This window comes from Lujinxingia vulgaris (genome assembly GCF_007997005.1).
Lineage (GTDB): Bacteria > Myxococcota_A > Bradymonadia > Bradymonadales > Bradymonadaceae > Lujinxingia.
In genome coordinates, this window is sequence record NZ_VOSL01000013.1 from 85,490 (window position 1) to 109,197 (window position 23,708).

Sequence of the window (23,708 nt, forward strand, 5' to 3'; positions counted from 1 at the left end):
TTCAGCGCGCGCCGGGCTGCTGCTCGGCGGCGTTGAGGATGGCCTCGTAGAGCTCCTGCCCGGAGATGTTGCGCACCTGCGCGACTCGCTCGGCGATGGCGGCCTTTTCATCGATCTGGCGCTCGACCTCTTCGAGTGGCGCCAGCCCGACCACGCGTTGACCGTTGATGAAGGTGGTGGGGATGCCCACCACATCGAGCTCCAGCGCCAGGCGCTGGTCGGCGTCGAGGCGCGCGCGGCTCGCCACAGCGTTGACCCCGTCGGGGTCGACGCCCAGCTCCCGAAGTTTGTCGTCGATGCGTTCGAGCAGCTTCGGGCCCTCTGACCAGGCGTCTTCGGGGAGCTCGGCCATCCAGCTCAAGAAGCGCTGACCGCGGGCGGCGTCATCGCGTGAAGCCGCCGCAAGCGCGCGGTGGGCGAAGGCCAGCACCTCATCGTCACTGTGCGGAAGTTGAAAGGTCACCAGGCGCACGCGCTGCGGGTCAGCGGACTGAAGCTCGACCAGGCGGCGGTGCATCTCAACGCTGGGCTCGGAGCCCAGGCTGTGAAAGTGCGCGATCTGCACCAGGGCGGTCTCGTCGTCGCCGAGCACCGGGCGGCCGGGCTGGTACACGGGCACGCGGGCGATGCGTGCCTGTGCGCTTTCTTGCTCGGCTTGAGCGGCCTGGGCTTGCCTTGAGCGTGGCAGGAGCGCGCGAACGCTGTGCGCGTAGACCTCCTCACGCTTCATCTCGCCATCGTCTACCGCGCCTTGGGTGGCCTCCCCAACGTCGTAGATCGCGCGCATATAAACCGCCGGCGGTTGTGCGCCGGGGATGTAGCCCCCGTTGATGTAGACGGCGGGCACCGCGTTGAGACCCAACTCCTCGGCCAGAGCCTCATCGCGCGCGATGCGCTCTGCGATCTCGGGACGTTCCAGATCGCGCTCAAAGCGCTGCACATCCAACTCGAGCTCGGTGGCCATGCCTCGAAGCACGGCGCGCGGGTCCGCATCGCGAAGCTCGGCGGCGCGATCGAAAAGGAGGTCGTGCATCTCCCAGAACTTGCCCTGCTCGCGGGCCGCCTCGCTGGCGTGCGCCAGCAGGCGGGCGTGGGGATGGGAGTCCAGCGGCACGTGCTTGAAGACGATCCGCGCACGCCCCTCGGGCTGCTCGGCCATCACCTGGTCCAGCGTGGCGGCGAGCCGTCCGCAGAAGGGGCATTGGAAGTCGCCAAAGACCACGACGGTCACCCAGGCGTCGGGCGCGCCGCGCACGGGGCTCTCGCCCACGGGTAAGAGCTCGCTGTCCACCATCTCGATGGTCGGGCGCTCGGCGGCGCTTTGCTCCTGAACGTCGGCAGGTTGCGTGGTGCCACATGCCGCCAGCGTCAACGCGAGCGCCAGAAGGCCGCCCTTGAGTTCTAACCCACCTCGCATCTCATCTCCTGCTGTGTAGGGATCGCGACCCGCATCGGGGCCCCATCACGCGACGAGGTCGCGCGTCTTACTCTTCGATCGACGACAGGCGCGCTTCGACGACGCGCTCGTAGAGGGCCTCGCCCGCCAGCCCGGGCTCCTGGTCGCGCAGCTCGCGGGCGAACGCGATCTCGTCATCGATGATGGCCTCGAAGCTCTCCAGCGGCCGGGCACCGACGACAATGCGACCGTTGATGATGAACGAAGGGGTGCCGCGAACCCCGGCGGCGAGCCCGCGCTCCTGCTGGCGGGTGACGCGTGCGGCGACCTCCTCGCTCTGCAGCGCGGAGGCAAAGGCGGCCGGGTCGAGTTGCAGCTCAGCGACGAGCTCGTCGATGAGTTCGGGGCCGAGTTCACGCTGCCGGGCGTAGATCGCGTCGCGCATCTCCCACCCCTTGCCCTGCGCCTGGGCGGCGACGACTGCCCGGGCAGCAAGCTCGCTATGCTCATGAAATTCAAGGGGAAAATGTTTGAACACCACGCGCAACTTCTCGCCGTAGCGCGCTTTGAGTTCGGCCATCGTGGGGACCGCTCGTCCGCAGAAGGGACATTGCAGGCTGGAGAACTCCACGATCGTCACCAGAAAGTCCTCGCCGGGTTGGTGGATGAGCTCGTCGCCCTCCACCGGCATCGCGACAAAGCTCGCGGAGGGCTCTTCGGCGCGGGCGGCTTCTTTTTGAGCCTCTTCGGCCCGGGCGCGGGCCTGCGCTCGGGCAAGCGCGACGGAGCGCGCGTAGCGCTCGGCCTGAGGCACACCTTCGGCTTCGAGCATCGCGTGGCGCTCCAACGCCCGGGCGATGGCCGCCTCAAAGACCTCCCGGGGCTGGGCGCCGCGCACTGGCTCACCATTGATCATGAAGGTCGGCGTGCCTTGAATGCCAAGCTGACGGGCGAGCTCCACATCGCGCTGGACGCGCGCGTCGAGCTCGGAGGGGTTGGCCAGAGCCTCGGCGTAGCGCGCTTCGTTCAGCCCGATGCGGGCGGCGAGCTGTCGGCCGGCGGCGTCGGCGCCAATCTCGGTCATGGTGCGCTGGCTGGCGTAGAGGCTGTCGACCATTGGCCAGAAGGCCCCCTGCTCACGGGCGGCCTCGGCCGCCAGCGCGGCCGGGTGTGACTCCGGCTGAAACGAGAGGGGGAGGTGCCGGTACACGAGCTGCACCTCGTCGGGGTAGGCCTCCAGAAGCTCGACGATCGTCTGGCGAGCGCGGGCCGAGTAGGGGCATTGCAGGCTGGAGAACTCCACAATCACCACCGGGGCGTTAGGATTGCCCTGGCGGGGGCTCTGGCCAAGGGGCACCAGCTCGCTGGCCTGCCAGTCAGGCGCCGCCGGGGCTTCGGGGGTTGCCGGGGTGCCGGCGCAGCCGACCGCGAGGAGTATCGCGACCAGTGCGGCGCACAGGGCCGCGCCAGAGGTCGAGGTTTTATGCGGGTGGGAGGCGGTCGACATGCGCATCTTCTTCTCAGCCTGAAGGTCGGCACCTTGAGGGCGCCACGGGGTTATCATCATCTCGGCCTGTCGTAGCACGGGCGACCACGCCGGCAAAAGTCGCGTGTGCCCCACAAAAAACGCCGCCTCCCTGGTGGGAGGCGGCGTGTGTTGCGACGCGTCGGACCGCCGAAGCTTCGGCGGTCACACGGCTTAGCCTTCGAGTTCAGCGTCGATCAGCTCTTTGAACTTCTCAAAGGGCTGCGCGCCGGTGACGCGGGTGCCGTTGACGAAGAACGCCGGGGTGCCGGTCACGCCGACCGAACGGCCTTCTTCAGACTCGTCTTTGACCTGCTGAGCGATGGCGGGATCTTCGAAGTCCGCCTTGAACTTGTCCATGTTCAGGCCAAGCTCACCGGCGAGGCGCTCCCAGAGACCATCTTCGCGGAAGCTACGCTGGTTTTCGTAGAGCAGGTGGTACATCTCCCAGAACTTGCCCTGCTTGCCGGCGGCAAGCGCCGCGCGAGCGGCCGGCTCGCTCTGAGCCTGGAAGGGAAGCGGGAAGTTCTTGTACACCACGCGCACCTTGTCGCCGTACTCTTCCTTGACGCGATCCAGGGTCTCGGCGCCACGGGCGCAGAAGGGGCACTGGAAGCTGGAGAATTCGTAGATGGTGACCGGGGCGTTGGCCGGACCCATGGTGTAGGAGTTACCGACCGAGAGGGCGTCGTCAGCGATCTTCGGCGCGGGGGCCGCGGGACGCTCGGGGGCAGCTGCAGGAGCAGCTTCGGCGACGTTCTCTTTGTTGTACTCGACCACGGCCTCGTAGAGGGCGTCGCCGGAGAGGTTACGGTCAGACTTGATCTTCTCGGCGATCTCGATCTGCTTCTTGACGTGATCTTCGAAGACCGCCAGGGGCTGGGCACCGACAACCTTGATGCCGTTGACCAGGAAGCCCGGGGTGCCACGGATGCCGGCCGACTGGCCGTCACGCTGGGCCTGCTTGACGATCTCGGCGGTGGCCGGAGCGGCGTAGTCCGCCTTGAACTTGTCCATGTTCAGGCCGAGCTGACCGGCGAGCTCTTCGAACTTCGCTTCACCCAGCGCGCGCTGGTTGTCGTAGAGGAGCTCGTACATCTCCCAGAACTTGCCCTGGTTGCCGGCGGCGACAGACGCGCGCGCGGCCGGCTCGCTCTGCTGCTGGAAGCCAAGCGGGAAATGCTTGAAGACCACGCGGACCTGGTTGGGGTACTTCTCAACCAGCTGCTTGATGGTCTCGGAGCCGCGAGCGCAGAAGGGGCACTGGAAGCTGGAGAACTCCATGATGGTCACGAGCGCCTGATCGGCGCTGGCGCCCTTGGTGTAGTCGGCGTCGCGCACCGGAACCATGTGCACTTCGGTGGCGGGCTCGGGCTGACGCTCGGCCTGCTGCGGGGCGGGCGCGCTCTTGAAGTTCTTGTCGACCATCGCCGCGTAGATGCCGTCACGGCTGGTGCCGGCGGCCAGCAACTCTTCGACTTCGCCAAGCTGCTTCTTGACGATCTCTTCGAAGCGGGCCAGGGGCTGCGCGCCGTTGACGACTTCGCCGTTGACGAAGAAGTGCGGGGTGCCGCGAACGCCCAGGCTCTCGCCGAGCTTCTGGTCTTCGTCGATCGTCGCCACGATGGCGGGATCATCGTAGTCCGCCTTGAACTTCTCAACGTCCATGCCGAGCTCGGCGGCGTACTTCGCGCCGAGATCCTTGATGTCACCCGAGCGGTAGGCCTGCAGATCGCCGAACATCTTCTCTTTCATCTCCCAGAACTTGTCCTGACGCTCGGCGGCCATCACGACGCGCGCGGCGTCTTTGGCCTGAGCCTGAAAAGAGAGGGGGAAGTTCTTGAAGACCAGACGCACGTCTTCCGGGTACTTGTCGGCCAGCTCTTTGAGGGTGCCAGCGGCGCGGCCACAGAAGGGGCACTGCATGCTGGTGAACTCAACGATGGTGACCGGCGCGTTGGCCGGGCCGTAGGTGGGGCTGTCGCCCACCGGGATCTTGGTGCTGTCTTTGCCGGCCTGACCGCTGGGCACGACGGCGGCGCCGGGCGCATCGCCGGCGGTGGGGGTGGTGTTGCTATTTCCGACGAAGAAGCCGATGCCGAGGCAAATTACGGCCACGGCGATGAGCATAAGCGCACCTACGCCATTGCTCTGTTGGGAATGTCCTGCCATGGGTTTACTCCTGATGTTCAGGTTTGGGGGCAAGCCGCAAAGCGTAGGGCTCGCCGAAAAACAAACACGTGTCGATACGTAAGATTTCATGCCGCCATGCGGCCACAGCGTATGCGGGCGCAGGTTGTTGCACAGCGCGCGCGCAGGCTCAAGCGTCAAACGCAACGTCGCGCTTGATGCGTGGGGCCGAACTCAGGCTGCGGCGAGGGCGGCTCAGCTATATTGGGGGGGCTCTTCGAGCAGGCGTCGGTGCTCAAGAGAGGGGCCGACACGCAGGCGCTCAAGCGCAGGCTGCGCGGGCGGTGAAGAAAGCTCGGGGTAACGCGTCGCGTTGAGCTCGATCGGAGAGAGAACCGGCACGAGGCCGCTGAACGCCATGCCGACCGTGGCCGGCGGGAGGCTGCGGCAGAGCTCGCTGTACTCCGAGCAGGTCAAGGGGTTGTCCTGCTGAAGCGGAGCGCTGCGCTCCATCGAGTCCACCAGGGCCGCCAGCCAGGGACGCTCGGGGAGCGCGGCCGGAGCTTGCTGATGACGCGGGACATGCCCGGTGCTCTGAACGCCCATCTTCGCGACGACGTCAAAGAGCGCGCCGGCGGCCTCTTCGGCCTGATAACGCGCCAGAAGATCGGGGAGCGTGGAGACGGGCTCTCGCGTGCCTTCAAAGCAGATGTTGTATTCGGGGTTGGTCGGGTCGATGCCGGCCGATGCCTCACAGGGCTCGTCCTGCTCCGCGCTCGGAGACGGGCCGGCGAAGCTCTCCGGCTCGATCGGCGTGAGCGGGCCAAAGCCCCAGGAGACCATGCGGTCAAAAGCCTCGCGGGCCTGCGAGGAGGCCGCGGCCTGTATCGGGTGCTCAAACCCACCGGTGCAGGTGGGCTGCACGACCACACCCTCAAGCGCCGAGGCACCTGTCGGAGCCATCATCACCGCCCAGAGCACAAGGCTGAGCGCCCACCCGAAGGGGCGTCGCAGTTGGGATGGCTGTGAGGTGATGGGTTTCATAGGCGATGACTTCGACGCTGTGTGCGGTCGACCAATCGTGTTCCGACAGAAGCGAACCCTAGGGAAGTGTGCCCTGAAGCGCAAGCCGTTGTCGGAAGCCTTAAGCTGCGCGGGTATGCGATGTGAATACACGAGGTTGAGGATGTTATTCCGGCACACACGCCGGTTGCGAGGCGATCGCGTGGCGAGCACCAGGGGGGCCTGAAGGGCACGAAGCGGGCGCACGCATGGCGGAGGTTTGCGACCCGGCGAAGATCCTGGAAGCCGACCGTGTTTCGGTGTATCTCTTGCCGGCCGATGCCCCGACGATGTTTGCTATGAGGCTTCCCCTGAGCGATACAGCCCCCCTCCCCCCTCTTGCTCCCCGTCAGATTGCGCTGGTTGGCTGCGGCCATGTGGCCGAGCGTCATGCGCGCGCGCTGCAGTGGCACGGTCCACGTGTGGATGTGGTCGGTGTGGTCGATCCCGACGCGCAACGCCGGCAAACGCTGGCCGCGCTCCTTGAAGCGCCTGCCTTCGCCTCGCTGGATGCCCTGCTCGCTGCGACCTCGCCACAGCTTGTGAGCATCGCCACGCCGACCGGCCTGCACTGCGAGCAGGCCCTCCAGGCGGCTCGTTCCGGCGCCGACATCATCCTGGAGAAGCCCCTGAGCACCTCGCTGCCGGAGGCTCGCCAGATGGTCGCGCAGGTGCGGGAGCTGGGTCGTAAGCTCTTTGTGATCAAACAGCTGCGCCACCATCCGCTCTTTCTGGCGCTGCGCGACGCGGTGCGCCTCGGGCGCTTCGGGCGCATCTTCAGCGTGGGGCTGGAGGTCTACTGGAATCGCGGCCAGGCCTATTACGACGCGGCCTCCTGGCGGGGAACACGTGAGCTCGACGGTGGCGCCCTGATGAACCAGGCCAGCCATTATGTGGATCTGCTGGCCTGGATCTTCGATGAGCCCCACGAGCTCTATGCGGCCGGCGGTACTCTGGGCCGGCGCATTGAGGTGGAAGACACCGCCCTCTTGAACCTGCGCTGGCCCGGTGGCGCGCTGGGAAGCGTGCACGTCTCGATGCTCGCCTACCCGCGCAATCTCACGACCAGCCTGACGGTGCTGGGTGAGTGCGGCTCGGTGCGGCTGGGCGGCGCGCGCTGCGACCGGGTGGAAGCCTGGGAGTTTGCCGAACATGCCCCGCAGGATGACGCGATCGCCGGGCTGGCCAGCTCGGTCGAAGATGTCCTCTCGGGGGGGCACGCCCACGTCTTCGGCGCGATCTTCGATCATCTCGACGGCGTGCCTGACGCACCGATCGTCACCGGCGAGGAGGGGCTGCGCTCGCTGACGATCATCGACACGGCCTACGCCTCGATGCGTGCGCATCAGCCCTTGCGCGTGGAGCGTTGAGCGATGACCACCAACGGCGATCTGGCAGCGCCCTGGGCCCACCCCAGCGCGATCATCGATGAAGGTGCTCACCTGGGCGCGGGCACCCGCGTCTGGCACTTTGCCCACGTGTGTGCCGGCGCCACAATCGGGAGGCGCTGCAGTCTTGGGCAGAACGTGTACGTGGCTCCCAGCGCCAACATTGGTGAGGGGGTGAAGATCCAGAACAACGTCTCGATCTACGACGGCGTGATCCTCGAAGATGACGTGTTCTGTGGCCCCAGCGTGGTCTTCACCAACGTTCGCCACCCCCGCGCGCACGTCTCGCGGCGGGATGCCTACCAGACGACGCGCATCCGAAAAGGGGCCACCCTGGGAGCCAACGCCACGGTGGTGTGCGGGGTGGAGGTCGGCGAGTTTGCCTTTGTGGGGGCCGGCGCGGTGGTCACCGCCGATGTGGTGCCTTATGCGCTGGTGGTCGGTCAGCCGGCGCGCCAGATCGGCTGGGCCTGCCGCTGCGGGCTGACGCTGCCCGCGCCAGATCCGCAGTGCGCCTGCACCGAGTGCGGCCAGCGCTACGCCTTGCGCGAAGGCGCACTTCAACCAGTTTAAGCGACGTCGATGTTGTGTTGAGGCGCCTGAAAAGCGCCTTCCCCCCGGAGTTCGCAATGGGTGTTCCTTTTTTTGATCTGACGCGTCAGTACGCCGCGCTCGAAGCGCACATTCGCCCGGCTGTTGACGAGGTGTTGCGAACGCAGCGCTGCATCGGCGGCCCCCGTGTTACGGAGCTGGAGCAGGCGCTGGCCCGCCAGGTGGGTGTGGCGCACGCGGTGGGCGTCTCCAGCGGTACGGACGCGCTGCTGCTGAGCTTGATGGCGCTAAATCTTAAGCCCGGCGATGAAGTCGTCACGTCACCTTTTACATTTTTTGCCCCCGTGGGCTCGATCATGCGCCTGGGCGGGCGGCCGGTCTTTGTCGACATCGAGCCCGAGGGGTTCAACCTGGACGCCGCACACGTTGAAGACGCGCTGGGTGCGAAGACCCGGGCGGTGCTTCCGGTTCACCTCTTTGGTCAGTGCGCGCCGATGGACCAGGTGATGGAGGCGGTGCAGAACGCGCCGGGGGTGGCCGTGATCGAAGATCTGGCTCAGGCGCTCGGGGCGAGCATTGAGGGGCGCCAGGCCGGGAGCTTCGGGCTGGCCGGCTGCGTGAGCTTTTTCCCCACCAAAAACCTCGGCGCGGCCGGCGATGGCGGCATGGTCTTTACCGATGACGACGCCTTTCACGAGCGGCTTCGGCTTCTGGCGCGCCACGGGGCGAGCCCGAAGTACCACCACGTGGAGGTGGGCGGGAACTTTCGCCTCGACGCCCTTCAGGCGGCGATCCTCTCGGCCAAGCTCCCCCATCTTCACTCCTTCTGCGAGCGCCGCCGCGCCCACGCCGCCTACTACAATGAAGCCCTGGCCGACCTTGAGGGCCTTGAGCTCCCGCGTCACGCGCCGGGCCACCGCCCCGTCTACAACCAGTACGTGGTGCGCGTGGCCGATCGCGCGCGCCTGATCGCGCACCTGGAGAAGCGAGGCATCGGCCACGGTATCTACTACCCCGAGCCCCTGCATACCCAGCCGGCGCTGCGCGAGCTTGGCTACCAGCGGGGCGACTTCCCCCGCGCGGAGCAAGCCTGCGAGCAGGTGCTGGCGCTGCCGGTCTTCCCGGAGCTTCGCGACGATGAGCGTGAGGCCGTCGCCGACGCGGTCCGCGAGGCCTTGCATCAAAAAGCGCCCGCGCTCTGAGTGAGCTGCGGGCGCTTCAACAAGGGTTGACCGTCGCGATGTTGGCTCAGCTGGCCATCTTCCCGCCCTTGGAGCCGCCGGAGTCGCCCGGCTCGTCGTAGCGGTAGCGGTAATAATACGCGTAGCCGTAGCCGGCGTTCTCGTCGATGTCGTTGAGCACCGTGCCGCCGAAGGGCGCCCCGATAGACTCCAGCTGCTCGATGGAGCGACGCAGGAGCTCCTGGCGGGTCTGACCGAACTTCAGGATCAACAAGACCACGTCTGCCGAGTGGCTGAGCACCAGGGCATCGGCCACCGCCGCCAGGGGCGGCGAGTCGAAGATGACGCGGTCGTAGTCTTCGCGAAGATCGCGCACCAGCTTGCGGAAACGCTCGGTCTGCAGGAGCTCCGAGGGGTTGGGAGGGACCGGCCCGCAGGTCATCACCTCGAGGTTCTCAATGCCCGTGGGGCGGATCGCCTCTTTGTAGGTGAGCTCGCCGGTGATGGCGTCGGAGAGGCCGACCTTGTTGTCCATGCCCAGCGCTTTGTGCACCCGGGGGCGACGCATATCGCTGTCGATCACCAGGGTACGCTGGCCCGACTGCGCCAGCGCGATCGCCATGTTCACCGAGGTCAGCGTCTTGCCCTCGCCGGGGCCCGGGCTGGTCATCAGGAGCACGCGCGGGGGGTTATCCGGCGCCATGAACATCAGGTTGGTGCGCAGGGTCTTGATCGCCTCGGCAAAAGAGCTTCGCGGGGCGGTGTGCGTGAGGGTGTCGAGCGCGGAGTCGCCGAACTTCTCGACCCCTTTGACCGCACCGGCGTTGACCGCCGGAAGCATGCCCAGGATGGGACGGGTGGTGTACTTGGTGACGTGCTCCTCGGTCTTGACCGTGGTGTCGAGGGCGTCGATGAGCACCATGATCGAGCCGCCAAGGAAGAGCCCCAGCAGCAGCCCCACGGCCAGATTCAGAGGCACCTGGGGGCTGATCGGAGCGCCGGGCACATCGGCGTTCTCCAGGATCTGAATGATCTCACTCTCGTAGAGGGCGTTGAGGTCGAGCTCGTTGGTGCGGCCGAGCACCGTCTCGTAGTGCTGGCGCAGCGTCTCGGTGCTGTCGCGCATCTCGGTGTAGCGGAAGCCGATCTGATTGAGCTCGGCGATCTCGGCTTTGTGGCGCTCAATCTCCTCCTGGAGGTTGGCGGCGTTGCGGCGGGTGACGGCGGCGCGGTTGGCCACCGCGGTGCGGATCCGGCCGATCTCATCTTCGATAGAGCGGCGTACCACTTCGAGCTGCTCATCGACCGCGCGCACCTCAGGGTGCGCGTCGAGGTAGCGGGTCTTAAGCTCGGCGCGGCGCTCGAGAAGCTCACTCTCACGATCCAGGCCGCGTTTGAGCGCCGGATTGTCGACCAGGTCGCCCAGCGCACGCAGGTCGTCGCCGCGGGACTCCATCGTCTCGAGCTGGTTGAGCAACGCCTCTTCGGCAAAGAGGCGCGCCTGCACCTCGCGCAGCTGCGTGCTGACCGCGGCCAGCCCCTCGGCGGCCATTTCACGGCGATCTTCAAAGGTATGCGAGAGGATGTTGTTATCGCGCTGGTACTTCTGCAGCTCGGAGCGCGACTCATCGAGCTCCTCGCGCTTGGTGGAGACGTAGTCGTCAAACCAGTTGGCCAGCTGACGAAGGCCGCCGGTCTGGAACTCCCGGATGTACTCGACGTAGGTCTCCGAGATGCCGTCGGCGATGCTGGCGGCAAGCTCCGGATCTTCAAAGCGCACCTGCACAAGGCCCACCCGGCTGTCGCGTTGCAGAGAATACACCGCCACGCGTTGCAGGGTGTTGACGGCGCGCTTCATGCGCTCATCCTCATCTAACTGCTGCACAGAAGGGGGCAAAAAGCCCGGGGCGTCCAGGAGGCCCTCGCGTTCGATGACGCGCTGGGCAAACCACTTAGAGCCGAGCACCTCTTTTTGGGTGTTCCAGAACTGCTCAAACTGCCAGCGGCCGCCCGGATCGACAAGCTCAACCCGCTCAAACTGCTTACCGAAGACATTGGGGCGCGACTCATGAAAGATAAGTTTGCTGGTAGCCTGATAGATGCGAGGCTGGCGCTCGGTCCAGAAGTAGGCCGCCGCCACGCACGCGATCGAGGTGAGGATGAGCACCCAGTAGAAGCGTCGAAAAAGCGCCCAGTAGCGCCCGATAAGGGCACCGAGCGACTCGCCACGCTCTTCGGGCGCGCTGCTGGGGCGTGGTTCCTGGAATCCGTACTGGTCCGACATAGTGCTCTCAGGTCATGGGGGCCACCGGGGCCTTTTGACGACGCGGCGCGCGATCGTAGAGACTCAAGTCAGCGGCGTCAACGCCGCCCATTTTACGGCCTGGCCACACCACGAGGCGCCTGATGGCCCGACAAAAATCCCGCCCGCTCTGGCTTAAGGTCTCCACGATCTTGCTCGCCATTTTGATGCTGGCAAGTCCACTGATGGTTGGAGGGGTGCATGCGTTAAGCGCGGCGCTTCTGGCGACGCTGGCTCTGGCGGTGGTGCTCATTGGTGAGCTCGCATCGGACGGACGGCCAACCGGAGCGCGGCGCTGCTCTATTCCGGCGGCGGTCTTTGCGATGCTGGGGATGGTCGCGCTGCTTCAGGCCCTGCCGATGCCCGTGGGGCTCATCAACCTTGTGAGCCCGGCCACCGGGGAGGCGCTCACGCTGAGCTGGGAGGCGGCGTTCGGCGAGGACGCGTTGCCGGCGTTTCGTCCGCTCTCACTCGATGCGCCGGCCAGCGCGGCGATGGCGCTCAAGTGGTTTGCGCTCAGTCTGGGGGCGCTGGCGGTGAGCAACCTGGGGCGCTGGCGCGCGCTGCGCCGCCAGGGGCTTGCCCTGGCCTCGGCGCTCGCGATGGTGGTGGCGCTCGCTGGCGCGCTGCAGATCCTCAGCGGGACCGACAAGATTCTGGGCCTTTATAGGGCCAGCCTGGAGCCCCGGGCCTGGGCGCCCTTTGTGAGCACCAACCACGCGGCGACCTACTATGCGCTGGCCACCCTGTGGAGCGCCGGCGCCGCGCTGATGTGGGCGCGTCGTCAGCGCGCGTTGAGCGCGACGATGATGGTGTTCTGCGCGATCTTCGGGGTGTTGACGCTGGCGCATCGCAGCGAGGGCTCGCTGCTCGCGCTGGGGCTTGGCGCGCTGGCCGGCGGAGCGGTGCTGCTTCGCCACCGCGCCATGCACACCCCCGACACCCCTGGCGAGCAGAAGCCTCAGCGCCGCCTGCTGTGGGTGGGTGGCGGGCTCGCTGCGGCGCTGGTGGTCGCCGGGCTGCTCCTGCCGCAGCACTTTAGCGTGGCCGACTCCCTGGCTCAGACCAGCCTTGAGGTGCGCCTGCATATGATCGGTGCGACGCTGCGTGCTGCAGGCGACTTCTGGCTGACCGGCGCCGGCGCCGGCGCCGTGGAGGTGGGGCTTCCCGCCTACCTCGATCCTCATATCGTGGGGATGCACAACGTGCCCACCATTGAGACCGAACCGGTGGAGTGGCTCTTTGCCTATGGCTGGCCGGTCGGTATCGCCGCGATCGCCCTGCTCGCAATGAGCCTGGTGCTGCTCGTGCGCCAGGCGCTGGCCAGCAACAACCCGCGCATGGGGGCGCTCGCGGTGGCGATGGCGGTGGGGCTTGGCGTGGCCTCGCTCTTTCATTTTCCCTTTTTTACGCTGGGGATCGCGTTGCCGGCGTTGATGGTCATTGAGCTCTGTGTGGCCGGCGCCAAAACGAGCGCTTCGGGTTACCATCGCCCCTTAAGCCGGCGGCTCTACCGCGCGCTGGTCGGGGCGTTGGCCGCCGGCACGCTGCTCGCCAGCGGGCTGCTCTGGGGGCTATATGAATCGAACGCTCCCGACGCCGAAGACGATGTGAAAGAGCGGCTCGCGCTCTTTCCTACGGACGCCGCCGCCCTCAGCGATCGCAGCGTGGAGCTGCGCCAGGCGGGCCAGACCGAACGCGCGCTAAACCTGGCGCGCCGGGCCTACGCGCTCAACCCTTTTCCCCATCAGGGGTTGGTGCTGGCGCGGACGCTGGTCGCGGATGAGCAACCCGACGAGGCGGCCCAAGTCTGGCGCGAGCTCTACGCCGAGCCTCATCTGGCGCCGGCGAGTTGGCTCGGCGCGTTCCTGCTTCGCGATCTCAACGAGACCTCGGATCGGGCGTTTGCCCTGGGCCGAGCCAGCGAGGCTCTGCTGGGATTTGCCCTGCGAGAGTGTGCCCGGGTGGAGGGGCCGGCCCGGGCGGCCGAGCTCGCCCTGGCGCTGCTCGATGAGCAGCCCCAGAGCACGGCGCTGCGTCTGGGGCTGATACAGCTCTACCGCGAGCAGCAGCTCTGGGAGCTCAGCGAGCTGTGGGCGGGGCAGCTCCTGGCCCTGGACCTTGAAGACCGGCCGGAGGTTCAAGACCGGGTGCTGCGCGAGCTGATGCAGATCTACCACCGTCAGGAGCGTCCCGAGGCCGCCCTGGCGCTGGCCGAGCGGGCGCTGCGCGGGGGGTGGCTGAGCGCCGATGTGGCGCGCGATCTTCTGCTAATCATCACGCCCGAGCATCAGCCCGAAGCGTCTGAAAGCCCTCGCCAGGCGCTGCTCAGCGAGATCTACGCCATCGGCTGTGCGCCACCGCTGCGCGCGCGTGACCAGCGGGTATGCTGGCGCAGTGAGGCCGCGATCGCCGAGTCTCAGGGCGATCTTCGGCGCGCGCAGGTCCTGCTGGAGCGGCTGGTTCGCCACTACGATGAGCCCAGGGATCTGGGGCGTTTTCTGGTCCGCCACAAAAAATGCATTGAGCTGGCGGCGCTGGTCCGCGACCACGCTCAGGGGCCGCACCAGCGAGCGCTGCGCCAGCTGCGCTCGGAGTGCGCGCGACAGCCCTGAGCGCGTTGACCCGAGGTCCGGGGGGGTTAGCTTCTGCCACATATGCATTTTGATGGCGTTCGCCCGTTGAGGCCAACGTCAGCGCCACGGGGTCTGAGGCGCTCGCAGCACCCACCTACGCGTGGGGGGAACCTTTCGAACCGCGCGGATCTGCCGGATGTCAGGCAGCACCGCGCCGCACCGCGCCTCTGGGCCAGGCTGTTTTAGGCCAGCGCATGGGAGCATCGCTTATGGCGATGAACACGCTGTCGCGATGGATGGAACCTCTGAGTCGACTGCCGGCCGGCTGGCGCAGCGCGATCCTGGCGCTGGCCCATCTTGCCTTCTTCTCGGCAGCGTATCTGGGGTCCTTTCTCTTTCGCTTCGATCTTCGTATCCCCGCAGAATACCTGTCTACACTGGGCGGCGGGTTGCTCGTTTTGCTCGGGGTGAAGACGGCCGTCTTTGCCTACCTCAAGATGTTCCAGGGCTGGTGGAAGTACGTCAGCCTCTACGACATCATCTCGCTGGCGTATGCGCTGGCGATCTCAGCGCTGATCTTTATGGCGATCAACACGCTGGTGTTGCGCCCGGAGAGCTTTCCGCGTTCGATCTACCTGCTCGACTTTACCTTAAGCCTGGTGCTGCTGGGCGGGGTGCGCGGCGCGTTGCGCCTGGTGCGCGAGGCGATGGCCCTGAGCGCGACTCCGCGGCGGGCGCGCAACCTGATGATCGTCGGGGCCGGAGATGCCGGCGACCTGATGGTGCGCGAGATCAACCGCAGCCCCAACCTGCGCCTACGCCCCCTGCTCTTTGTGGATGATGATCCCTACAAGCGGGGCCTTCGCCTGCACGGCATCCCGGTGGAGGGGCCCCTCGATCGCATCGCGCAGCTGGTGGCGCGCCACGACATCGAGGAGATCATCATCGCATTGCCTCCCGAGGAGCAGCATCAGGTGCGGCGGGTCATTGAGCTCGCCGCGCCACTGGGGGTGCACACTCGCATTCTGCCCGCGGTCGAGGCCATGCTGCATCAGGAGATCTCGCTGGATCGTCTGCGCGAGGTCTCTATCGCCGACCTGCTGCGCCGCGATCCGGTGGAGCTCGACCTGGAGTCGTTGGCCGGGTTTCTCAAAGATCGGCGCGTGCTGGTCACCGGCGCCGGGGGCTCAATCGGCAGCGAGCTCTGCCGGCAGATCGCCGGATTTGCGCCATCGACCCTGGTCCTGGTGGAGCAGGCGGAGACGCCTCTCTTTGAGATTCACCGCGAGCTCAACCCCAACCAGGACCGCCCCGTGGTGCCCTGCGTCGCCAGCGTGGCCGATGCCGGTCGGATGCGCGCGATCTTTGAGGCGCATCGCCCCCAGGTGGTGCTGCATGCCGCGGCGTACAAACATGTGCCGCTGATGGAGCAGAGCCCGGCCGAAGCCGTCAAAAACAACGTGCGCGGCACCGAGATCGTCGCCCGCCTCAGCGCGGAGATGGGGGTGGCAACCTTCGTGCTTATCTCCACCGACAAGGCCGTCAACCCCACCAGCGTGATGGGCGCAACCAAGCGCGTCACCGAGTGGATCGTGGCGCGCCTGGGCCGGGAGCATCCAAACACGCGATTCTGCGCGGTGCGCTTTGGCAATGTGCTCGGCTCCAACGGGTCGGTGGTGCCGATCTTTCGCGACCAGATCCGCCGCGGAGGTCCGGTCACGGTGACCCACCCCGAGATGACCCGCTACTTCATGACCATCCCCGAGGCGGTGCAGCTGGTCTTGCAGGCGGCGAGCTTCGAGAGCCAGGCCAGCCTCTTTATCCTCGACATGGGCCGACCGGTGCGCATCGCCGACCTGGCCCGCGACATGATCCGCCTCTCGGGAGCCAATGAGGCGATGATCCCGATCGTCTTCACCGGCATTCGCCCCGGCGAGAAGCTCTTTGAGGAGCTGACCCTCGATGAAGAAGACGTCGATCGGACCGAGCACGCCCAGATCTTTGTGGGCAAAACCTCCAGCGACCCACCCGAACACTTCGACACGCTCTACCACGAGCTTCTGGCAGCCGCGGATCGCGGAGATCACCCCGCGGTGCGGGCGTTGCTCGCCGAGCTGATCCCCGACTACCAGAGCCCGCATACCGACGCGACTGTCCTTGAACTTCCCCGACTTCGCGCGGCGCGCTGAGCCCTTCTCTGATCGTGATCACCCTCGCCACCTTCACCGGTGATCCTTACGCGTCGGCTGCCCCCACCGGGACGCCCCCGCCCTCCCCAGGAGAGACCATGAACCTCACAATCATCGGCACCGGTTACGTCGGCCTGGTCACCGGAACCTGCTTTGCCGAGATGGGCCATCAGGTGACCTGCGTCGACGTCGACGCCCGCAAGGTCGCGCAGCTTCGCAAGGGCAAGAGCCCCATCTTCGAGCCCGGCCTTGACGAGCTTCTACAGCGCAATATCGCGCAAAAACGCCTGCGCTTCTCCACCTCTCTGGCCGAAGCCTGTGAGGCTGGCGAGGTCTTCTTCATCGCCGTGGGCACCCCGCCAGACCAGGACGGCTCGGCCGATCTGCAACATGTGTTGGAGGTCGCGCGCCAACTTGGCGAGCACCTGCAGGGTGACGCCATCGTCGTCGACAAATCCACCGTGCCGGTGGGCACCGCGCGCATGGTCCAGGAGACCATCGAGCATCATCTGGAACACCGCGGCGCCGCCCACCGCGTGGTCGTGGTCTCCAACCCGGAGTTCCTGAAAGAGGGCGCGGCGATCGACGACTTCATGAAGCCCGACCGCATCATCATCGGCACCGAAGACGAGCAGGCCCGCGAGCACCTGGCCGAGCTCTACGCGCCCTTTAACCGCAACCACCAGCGCCTGCTCTTTATGGGCACCCGCGACGCCGAGATGACCAAGTACGCCGCAAACGCCATGCTCGCCACCAAGATCTCCTTTATGAATGAGGTCGCCCATCTCTGCGAAGCCCTCGGGGTGGATGTGGAGAACGTGCGCCTGGGCATCGGCTCCGATGAGCGCATCGGCTACCACTTCATCTACCCGGGCTGCGGCTACGGCGGCTCCTGCTTTCCAAAAGATGTGCGCGCCCTCTGCCATATGGCACGCGATCAGGGCATTGAGCCCGGAATTCTCGACGCAGTGGAGCGACGCAATCAGGCTCAGAAAGAACGGCTGGCACAAAAGATCATCGCTCGCTACGGTGAGGACTTAAGCGCGTTGACCTTCGGGCTGTGGGGGCTGGCGTTTAAGCCGGGCACCGACGATCTTCGCGAAGCCCCCTCTCGCACCCTGCTCGAGCATCTGATCGCGCGCGGGGCGCGCATCCAGGCCTACGACCCTGTAGCCATGGAGGCGGCCCGCGAGCACTTCCCGCAAGAGTGGTTCGATCGTCAACATCTTATGCTGGCCGAACACCAGTATGCCGCGCTAGAAGGGGTCGACGCTTTGATTCTGGTCACCGAGTGGAAACCTTTCCGCCACCCCGACCTTGGAGCTATGGCCCGGCTGATGCGCCACAACGTCATCTTTGACGGCCGAAATCAGTACGATCCGCATCAGATGCGCGCCGCCGGTTTTTATTATGACGCCATCGGACGCAGCAGTGAGAGCCGCGATCCGGCGACCATCATCGCCCTGGACCCTCGTCCGGGCTCCCAACCTCGCTAACCTTCGTCTTCGCAGGAGACCTCATGGGCACCCCCACCCTCGACACCGCTCAGATCGCCATCGTCGGGCTCGGCTACGTCGGCCTGCCGCTGGCCGTAGAGTTCGGGCGGCGCTTCGACACCATCGGCTTCGACATCAACCCTCGCCGCGTCAACGAGCTGCGCGAGGGCCGCGACAGCACCCGGGAGGTTGAGCCCGACGATCTGGTCAGCGCACAGCGCCTGCGCTACACCACCGAGCTCAACGACATCGCCGACTGCAACGTCTACGTGGTCACCGTGCCCACGCCCATCGACGAGCATAAGCGCCCCGACTTAAGCCCCCTGGAGAGCGCCAGCCGCGCTGTCGGCGCGGTGCTTAACAAGGGCGATGTGGTCATCTACGAGTCCACCGTCTACCCGGGCGCCACCGAAGAGGTCTGCGTGCCGCTGCTCGAAGAGACCAGCGGGCTGCGCTTTAATCAGGACTTCTTCGTGGGCTACAGCCCCGAGCGCATCAACCCGGGCGATAAACAGCATCGCCTGACGACCATCGTCAAAGTCACCAGCGGCTCCACGCCCGAAGCCGCCGATTTTGTCGACGCGCTCTACCGCTCCGTCATCACCGCCGGCACCCACAAGGCCAGCTCCGTGAAGGTGGCCGAAGCGGCCAAGGTCATCGAGAATACCCAGCGCGACGTCAACATCGCGTTGATCAACGAGCTGGCCCTGATCTTCAACCGCCTGGGCATCGACACCGAAGAGGTGCTCCTTGCGGCCGGCACCAAATGGAACTTCTTGCCCTTCCGCCCCGGCCTGGTCGGGGGCCACTGCATCGGCGTCGACCCCTACTACCTGACGCATAAAGCCCAGGCGATCGGCTACAACCCCGAGATGATCCTGGCCGGGCGCCGACTCAACGACTCCATGGGCAGCCACATCGCCCACCAGGTCGCCAAGCTCATGACCCAGCGCCGCCTTCAGGTCGTCGACAGCAACGTGCTGGTGATGGGGCTGACCTTCAAAGAGAACTGCCCCGACCTGCGCAACACCCGCGTCATCGACATCATCCGGGAGCTGGAGACCTACCACGCCCGCGTGCATGTCTACGATCCCTGGGTCGACGCCGAAGAAGCCCGCCACGAGTACGGCATCGACCCCATCAAAGAGCCGAAGCCGGGCCACTACGACGCGATCATCCTGGCGGTGGCTCACGACGAGTTCCGCGAGATGGGCGCCGAGCAGATCCGCGCCCTCGGCAAGGATGGCGCGGTGGTCTACGACATCAAGTATGTCCTGCCCACCGGCGACTCCGACGCTCGCCTCTAATCCTCACTCCTTCGACCCGACGAGCTCTCTATGAAGATCCTGGTCACCGGCGCTGCCGGATTCATCGGCTCCCACCTCGCCACGCGCCTGCTCGCGCGCGGCGACTCTGTGGTCGGCGTCGACAACATCAACGACTACTACGATCCCAACCTCAAGCTGGCGCGTCTGGAGCGGCTGCAGACCAACCCGAACTTCAGCTTCCAGAAGCTGGAGCTTGCCGACCGCGAAGGCGTGGCCGCCCTCTTCAAAGCCCATGACTTCGACCGGGTGGTGCACCTGGCCGCCCAGGCCGGGGTGCGCTACTCGCTGGAGAACCCCCACGCCTACATCGACGCCAACATCGTGGCCTTCACCAACATCCTGGAGGGCTGCCGACACCAGCAGACCCCCCACCTGGTTTACGCCTCATCAAGCTCGGTCTACGGCGCCAACACCTCGCTGCCCTTCTCCATCCACGATAACATCGACCACCCGGTCAGCCTCTACGCCGCTACCAAGAAGGCCAACGAGCTGATGGCCCATACCTACAGCCACCTCTACGGGCTGCCGACCACCGGGCTGCGCTTCTTTACGGTCTACGGCCCCTGGGGTCGCCCCGATATGGCGCTCTTTCTCTTTACCGACGCCATCCTCAAGGGCCGCCCCATCAAGGTGTTCAACAACGGCGATATGCAGCGCGACTTCACCTACATCGATGACATCATCGAAGGTGTGGTGCGCGTGACCGACCGCGTCGCCGAGCCCAACGCCAGCTGGTCAGGCGACGAGCCCGACCCGGGCACCAGCGCCGCGCCCTACCGCATCTACAACATCGGCAACAACAACCCGGTGCAGCTCATGGACATGATCGGGGCGCTGGAGGACTGCCTGGGTCAGGAGGCTCAAAAAGAGTTCTTGCCCATGCAACCCGGTGATGTTCAGGCCACCTACGCCGACGTCGAAGACCTCATCAACGACGTGGGATTTAAGCCCGACACCCCCATTGAAGAGGGCATCGCCAACTTTGTCGCCTGGTACCGCGAGTACTACGCCGTGAGCAGAAGGTGACGTCGATGGCTGCGAGGTTGAGTGCTTCTCGAGCAAGGCGCGGGACGCAGGCGATGCTTTAGCATCGTCGAGGCTTTGCAACGCTGCCCGAGGTGCTCTCAACGCAGCAGACACGGCGTCAACGATAGCTCACGGCGTACTACTACGGACGCTGAGCAGGCAGGGACGCGCCCCGGCGAAGCACACATTGAGCAACAAAAAGCCGACCCTCACCGGGTCGGCTTTTCCATTAAATATCAACCACTTACCCTCAACCCATGACAACTCCTCGCCACACTCGGCCTGGTTGACATTCACGGCTCGCCATCTCCCCTCGCTCAGCGCACGCCCCGCCGGCGCCCACGAAGATACGAGAGCACCGTGGGGTGAGACCACAGCCCGCCGCTCACCGCGGGCGCTCGCCAGCGCGGCTGATCGCCTGTGAGCAGCCCCTCCACGGCGCCTGCGACCATGGACACCCCGTGGGCAAACTGCAGGTAGGGGTACGTCGCGAAGTTGTCGTCGCGCGAGGGTTCGATCACCCGCTGCGCCAGAATTGCCCCGGTATCAATGCCCGCATCCACCAGGTGCACGGTCACCCCGAAGCGCTCGGGTTCGCCCTGATGCAGCGCCCAGTAGCCCCCGTGCACGCCGCGGTAGTAAGGCGTGATGCCGGTGTGCAGGTTGATAAAGGGGGCCGCGATGCAGCCCAGCGTTGCCTTGCTGACGATGCGTGTGGCGCTGATCACCACCACCTCGGGGTTGAGCTCACGCAGCGCCGCGCGGGCCTCCTCCGAGTTGACCGAAGGTACGGCGATGATCTGCGACTCCGGGATCGGATCGCGGCGCAGCTCGTGGGTGCGCAAGAGCTCTTCGATGCGCCGGCGCCCGCGGCGTCTCAGGGCCGGCGCCACCGCCGTCTGAAAGAGGCTCTGGTGGCCGACCTTCAACCAGCCCATCCGGCGTGCACGCCGCCGCAAGAAGTCGACCCGCGACATAGGGCTCTCCATGACGACGGGCAGCGCGCCATAGCGCGCGCTCAGCTCATGGTAGAGCATCGGCGTCACATCGCCCGGACCGGCCAACATCACAACGCGGGGCTTACCCATGGTCCCTCCTGATAGCCCAGGCCCTGGCGTGCCACATCGGCCATGGTCGCGGTGACCATGCGCCCGGCCTCACGCCAACGCGCCATATGATCGAGGATGTACAGAAGTTCCGAGAGGTGCGCCTCCAGGCCCACCCCGAAGTTATGGGGATGCCACCAGAGGTGGTAGACGCCGCCACAACGCACCGCCTCATCGATCTCCCGACAGATGCGCGCGCGCTGCCTGCGCGCAAGCCAGGGACTGCGGGTGGCAAGCGGCCTCAAAAAGCGCGTGGCGGCCACGTTCACGGGCTGGCGCACGAGCGGAGAGACCGCCGAGATGCAGCGCGCCCCGGTCAGCGGTGTGAGGCTGTCGAGCAGACGCGCGGCTCGACGAAACCCGGTATTTCGGGCGCGAGCGTGCGCCTGATAGAGCCACCCGGGAGGGTTACCCCGGTAGACCTCCAGCCCCAGGTTTCGACAGATCTCGAGGTACTCTCGGCGCACTTGATTTCGCGGAAACACCAGGCTGGAGAGCCGAATCCCGCGCCGCGCCGCTACCGTGACGGCCGCCTCAAGGTCGGCCTCAAAGTCATCGGCATCTTGTCCGGGCTCGCAGCAGTAATAATGCGAGAAGGTATGCGAGGCGATCTCCTGGCCGGGGCTCGCCTCAATCAAGCGGATCAGCGAGAGCCCGTAGTGAAAGGGATCTTCGACCTCGTTTTTGCCGATGGACGCGATATGCGGGTAGGGCGAGAGCGAGGCGTCTCGGTAGGCCGGGATGCGGCGAGGAAGGCTGGCGAGCAGCTCGTCGCGATGCTCGCAGAAGAGCATGCCCACGGTGGCCCAGGTGGCCATCACCCCGTAGTCCTCAAAGAGCTTGAGCATCGCCGGGACCGCCCGACGCACCCCCAGAAGCGCCACGCGATAGTCTTCCAGACGGCGGTGATCGCGCACGCCCCAGTAAAGCTCCAGATCCAACGAGATCACAAAGCGCGCAGCCCGCATGTTCTCCCCCGATGAAAAGCGTATCTGGTGAAAACGCGCCGGGGCGACCGCCCCATCGGATCGCTCCGACAGGGCGGCCTCCCGACACGTAGAAGTCAGGGTGCGCGCGCTCCCCCCGGCGCGCGCGCCCCCCTGAAGCGCCTCATACTAGCGCGCTCTCCCGAGCTGAAAGGGGGATTGAGGATCGTCTTCATGACGAATCTCATCGACCTCTTCAGCGTAACCTTCGCCGCGGTAGAGCCGGTTGGGGCAGTTGATCACCCAGCCCGGGCCGCGGCTGATGTTCTGGTAGGCATGCACCACCCCCGGCGGAATGATCACCGCCGCGGGCATCTCCTCGCCCAGCTCAAAGGACTCGTAACGCTCGTAGCTGGTCGATTGCATGCGGTTATCCCACAGGTGCAGCCGGAAGGTGCCCGGCCCCATAAAACAGAAGTAGTCGGCCTGGTCGACATGCTCATGCGGGCCGCGCGCCACCCCGGCCTCGGTCTGCGAGAGGTAGGTCATCGCCGGCCAGAACTCGCGGGGGAGCTGATCATGGCGCCAGAGCTCGGTCAGCCATCCCCGCTCATCCCGATGGCGACTCAGCGGCCGCACCACCACGCCGACGATCTTGGAGAGAGATTCCTGATCATCCTGACGGCTCATAAGCGCTCCCGGTCGGCGGCCATCACCCAGCTGTTGGCCTGGTGGTATGAGGCAAAGGTCCCGGCGTCGGTCCACCAGCCCCGAAGTCGGCCCCAGCTCAAGGCCTCGCGCTCGATGTAGGCGTTGTTCACGTCGGTGATTTCGTACTCTCCGCGGGCCGACGGGCGCTGCCCCCGGATGATGTCGTAGACCTGCCCGTCGAAGAAATACACCCCGGTGACGGCCAACTTGCTCGGCGGGCGCTGGGGCTTCTCCAGGATCTCCACGACCCGATCCCCCTCCACGCGGGCCACCCCGTAGCGCTCCGGGTCGGGTACCTCTTTGAGCAAGATCCTCGCCCCGCCCCCCTGCTCGCGGTAGCGCCGCGCCTCGTCGGCGATGTTGTCCTCAAAGATGTTGTCGCCCAGGACCACACATACAGGCTCACCGCCGGCGAAGTTCTCCGCCAGGGAGAGCGCCTGGGCGATGCCTCCGGCCTCATCCTGCACCCGGTAGGTGAACTGGCAGCCAAAATCGCGGCCGCTCCCCAACAGTCCTACCACATCGCCCATATGTTCGGTGCCCGTCACGATGAGCACCTGCGTGATGCCGGCCTCACGTAGCTTGAAGATCGGGTGCACCAGCATCGGCTGGCGCCCCACCGGCAAGAGATGTTTGTTGGTGACTTTTGTCAGCGGAAAGAGACGGCTCCCCGTCCCGCCCGCAAGAACCACTCCCCTCATAATCCCCCCTGGTGTCGCTGCTTCGCTCGTCAACGCGAGCGCTGAATAGGTCGCGTCTGGCTATGAACATGCGCGTCGCGCATCGCGGTGATCCCATCCGCCTCGCCATGCGC

Annotated in this window: 17 protein-coding genes; 8 read left to right on the forward strand and 9 right to left on the reverse strand. The window is 66.1% G+C overall.

The window, feature by feature from the left end; genetic code table 11:
• Position 1: 1 nt before the first annotated feature.
• The 4 genes from FRC96_RS02745 to FRC96_RS02760 form a co-directional block, all read right to left on the reverse strand.
• Positions 2–1,417 (reverse strand): DsbA family protein, encoded by a 1,416-nt coding sequence (locus FRC96_RS02745; protein WP_146972500.1) that lies wholly within the window; start codon positions 1,415–1,417, stop codon positions 2–4.
• 67 nt (positions 1,418–1,484) lie between these two features.
• On the reverse strand, positions 1,485–2,963 hold the full coding sequence (locus FRC96_RS02750) for a DsbA family protein (protein ID WP_146972501.1): 1,479 nt from the start codon (positions 2,961–2,963) through the stop codon (positions 1,485–1,487).
• A 132-nt stretch (positions 2,964–3,095) separates the two neighbouring features.
• Positions 3,096–5,093, reverse strand: coding sequence for a DsbA family protein (locus FRC96_RS02755; protein WP_230469803.1), 1,998 nt, complete (start codon positions 5,091–5,093; stop codon positions 3,096–3,098).
• Positions 5,094–5,306: 213 nt separating this feature from the next.
• Positions 5,307–6,095 (reverse strand): hypothetical protein, encoded by a 789-nt coding sequence (locus tag FRC96_RS02760; protein ID WP_146972503.1) that lies wholly within the window; start codon positions 6,093–6,095, stop codon positions 5,307–5,309.
• Positions 6,096–6,322: 227 nt separating this feature from the next.
• On the opposite strand from FRC96_RS02760, the gene FRC96_RS02765 reads away from it, so the two are divergent.
• From FRC96_RS02765 to FRC96_RS02775, 3 genes are read left to right on the forward strand one after another with little or no spacing between them, the layout of a single operon-like run.
• Positions 6,323–7,483 carry a Gfo/Idh/MocA family protein gene (locus FRC96_RS02765; RefSeq protein ID WP_146972504.1) on the forward strand — a complete coding sequence of 387 codons (1,161 nt, stop codon included), beginning with the start codon at positions 6,323–6,325 and terminating at the stop codon, positions 7,481–7,483.
• A gap of 3 nt (positions 7,484–7,486) precedes the next feature.
• A complete protein-coding gene (locus tag FRC96_RS02770; protein ID WP_146972505.1) occupies positions 7,487–8,074 on the forward strand; it encodes an acyltransferase in 588 nt (195 codons plus the stop codon).
• A gap of 56 nt (positions 8,075–8,130) precedes the next feature.
• On the forward strand, positions 8,131–9,255 hold the full coding sequence (locus tag FRC96_RS02775; protein ID WP_146972506.1) for a DegT/DnrJ/EryC1/StrS family aminotransferase: 1,125 nt from the start codon (positions 8,131–8,133) through the stop codon (positions 9,253–9,255).
• Between the two features lie 46 nt (positions 9,256–9,301).
• On the opposite strand, the gene FRC96_RS02780 is transcribed toward FRC96_RS02775, so the two are convergent.
• Positions 9,302–11,518: a polysaccharide biosynthesis tyrosine autokinase gene (locus FRC96_RS02780; RefSeq protein WP_146972507.1), complete on the reverse strand. Its 2,217-nt coding sequence runs from the start codon at positions 11,516–11,518 to the stop codon at positions 9,302–9,304.
• A gap of 122 nt (positions 11,519–11,640) precedes the next feature.
• Between FRC96_RS02780 and FRC96_RS02785 the strand changes: the two genes are divergently transcribed.
• From FRC96_RS02785 to FRC96_RS02805, 5 genes are all read left to right on the forward strand, one after another.
• A complete protein-coding gene (locus FRC96_RS02785) occupies positions 11,641–14,151 on the forward strand; it encodes a hypothetical protein (protein WP_146972508.1) in 2,511 nt (836 codons plus the stop codon).
• A gap of 230 nt (positions 14,152–14,381) precedes the next feature.
• A complete protein-coding gene (locus tag FRC96_RS02790) occupies positions 14,382–16,301 on the forward strand; it encodes a polysaccharide biosynthesis protein (RefSeq protein ID WP_230469804.1) in 1,920 nt (639 codons plus the stop codon).
• A gap of 98 nt (positions 16,302–16,399) precedes the next feature.
• Positions 16,400–17,797, forward strand: coding sequence for a UDP-glucose dehydrogenase family protein (locus FRC96_RS02795; protein ID WP_146972510.1), 1,398 nt, complete (start codon positions 16,400–16,402; stop codon positions 17,795–17,797).
• Between the two features lie 23 nt (positions 17,798–17,820).
• Complete coding sequence (gene tviB / locus FRC96_RS02800) at positions 17,821–19,104, forward strand: Vi polysaccharide biosynthesis UDP-N-acetylglucosamine C-6 dehydrogenase TviB (RefSeq protein ID WP_146972511.1); 1,284 nt, start codon at positions 17,821–17,823, stop codon at positions 19,102–19,104.
• Positions 19,105–19,134: 30 nt separating this feature from the next.
• Positions 19,135–20,151: an NAD-dependent epimerase gene (locus FRC96_RS02805; protein WP_146972512.1), complete on the forward strand. Its 1,017-nt coding sequence runs from the start codon at positions 19,135–19,137 to the stop codon at positions 20,149–20,151.
• Positions 20,152–20,468: 317 nt separating this feature from the next.
• Here FRC96_RS02805 and FRC96_RS02810 read toward each other — a convergent pair whose 3' ends face one another.
• From FRC96_RS02810 to FRC96_RS02825, 4 genes are all read right to left on the reverse strand, one after another.
• A complete protein-coding gene (locus FRC96_RS02810) occupies positions 20,469–21,239 on the reverse strand; it encodes a formyl transferase (RefSeq protein ID WP_146972513.1) in 771 nt (256 codons plus the stop codon).
• Complete coding sequence (locus tag FRC96_RS02815; protein ID WP_146972514.1) at positions 21,218–22,225, reverse strand: polysaccharide deacetylase family protein; 1,008 nt, start codon at positions 22,223–22,225, stop codon at positions 21,218–21,220. The genes FRC96_RS02810 and FRC96_RS02815 overlap by 22 nt, the downstream gene beginning before the upstream one ends.
• Before the next feature lie 147 nt (positions 22,226–22,372).
• Positions 22,373–22,873, reverse strand: coding sequence for a dTDP-4-dehydrorhamnose 3,5-epimerase family protein (locus FRC96_RS02820; protein WP_146972515.1), 501 nt, complete (start codon positions 22,871–22,873; stop codon positions 22,373–22,375).
• Positions 22,870–23,595, reverse strand: coding sequence for a sugar phosphate nucleotidyltransferase (locus tag FRC96_RS02825; protein ID WP_146972516.1), 726 nt, complete (start codon positions 23,593–23,595; stop codon positions 22,870–22,872). The genes FRC96_RS02820 and FRC96_RS02825 overlap by 4 nt, the downstream gene beginning before the upstream one ends.
• Positions 23,596–23,708: the final 113 nt, after the last annotated feature.

Excerpts from the sequence above, each read along its gene's own strand:
- FRC96_RS02770 (WP_146972505.1), top strand. The coding sequence starts at position 7,487 with ATGACCACCAACGGCGATCTGGCAGCGCCCTGGGCCCACCCCAGCGCG.
- FRC96_RS02790 (WP_230469804.1), top strand. The coding sequence starts at position 14,382 with ATGGCGATGAACACGCTGTCGCGATGGATGGAACCTCTGAGTCGACTG.
- FRC96_RS02755 (WP_230469803.1), bottom strand. The coding sequence starts at position 5,093 with ATGGCAGGACATTCCCAACAGAGCAATGGCGTAGGTGCGCTTATGCTC.
- FRC96_RS02820 (WP_146972515.1), bottom strand. The coding sequence starts at position 22,873 with ATGAGCCGTCAGGATGATCAGGAATCTCTCTCCAAGATCGTCGGCGTG.
- FRC96_RS02810 (WP_146972513.1), bottom strand. The coding sequence starts at position 21,239 with ATGGGTAAGCCCCGCGTTGTGATGTTGGCCGGTCCGGGCGATGTGACG.
- FRC96_RS02765 (WP_146972504.1), top strand. The coding sequence starts at position 6,323 with ATGGCGGAGGTTTGCGACCCGGCGAAGATCCTGGAAGCCGACCGTGTT.
- tviB (WP_146972511.1), top strand. The coding sequence starts at position 17,821 with ATGGGCACCCCCACCCTCGACACCGCTCAGATCGCCATCGTCGGGCTC.
- FRC96_RS02760 (WP_146972503.1), bottom strand. The coding sequence starts at position 6,095 with ATGAAACCCATCACCTCACAGCCATCCCAACTGCGACGCCCCTTCGGG.
- FRC96_RS02795 (WP_146972510.1), top strand. The coding sequence starts at position 16,400 with ATGAACCTCACAATCATCGGCACCGGTTACGTCGGCCTGGTCACCGGA.
- FRC96_RS02785 (WP_146972508.1), top strand. The coding sequence starts at position 11,641 with ATGGCCCGACAAAAATCCCGCCCGCTCTGGCTTAAGGTCTCCACGATC.
- FRC96_RS02750 (WP_146972501.1), bottom strand. The coding sequence starts at position 2,963 with ATGATGATAACCCCGTGGCGCCCTCAAGGTGCCGACCTTCAGGCTGAG.
- FRC96_RS02745 (WP_146972500.1), bottom strand. The coding sequence starts at position 1,417 with ATGCGAGGTGGGTTAGAACTCAAGGGCGGCCTTCTGGCGCTCGCGTTG.
- FRC96_RS02780 (WP_146972507.1), bottom strand. The coding sequence starts at position 11,518 with ATGTCGGACCAGTACGGATTCCAGGAACCACGCCCCAGCAGCGCGCCC.
- FRC96_RS02825 (WP_146972516.1), bottom strand. The coding sequence starts at position 23,595 with ATGAGGGGAGTGGTTCTTGCGGGCGGGACGGGGAGCCGTCTCTTTCCG.
- FRC96_RS02805 (WP_146972512.1), top strand. The coding sequence starts at position 19,135 with ATGAAGATCCTGGTCACCGGCGCTGCCGGATTCATCGGCTCCCACCTC.
- FRC96_RS02775 (WP_146972506.1), top strand. The coding sequence starts at position 8,131 with ATGGGTGTTCCTTTTTTTGATCTGACGCGTCAGTACGCCGCGCTCGAA.
- FRC96_RS02815 (WP_146972514.1), bottom strand. The coding sequence starts at position 22,225 with ATGCGGGCTGCGCGCTTTGTGATCTCGTTGGATCTGGAGCTTTACTGG.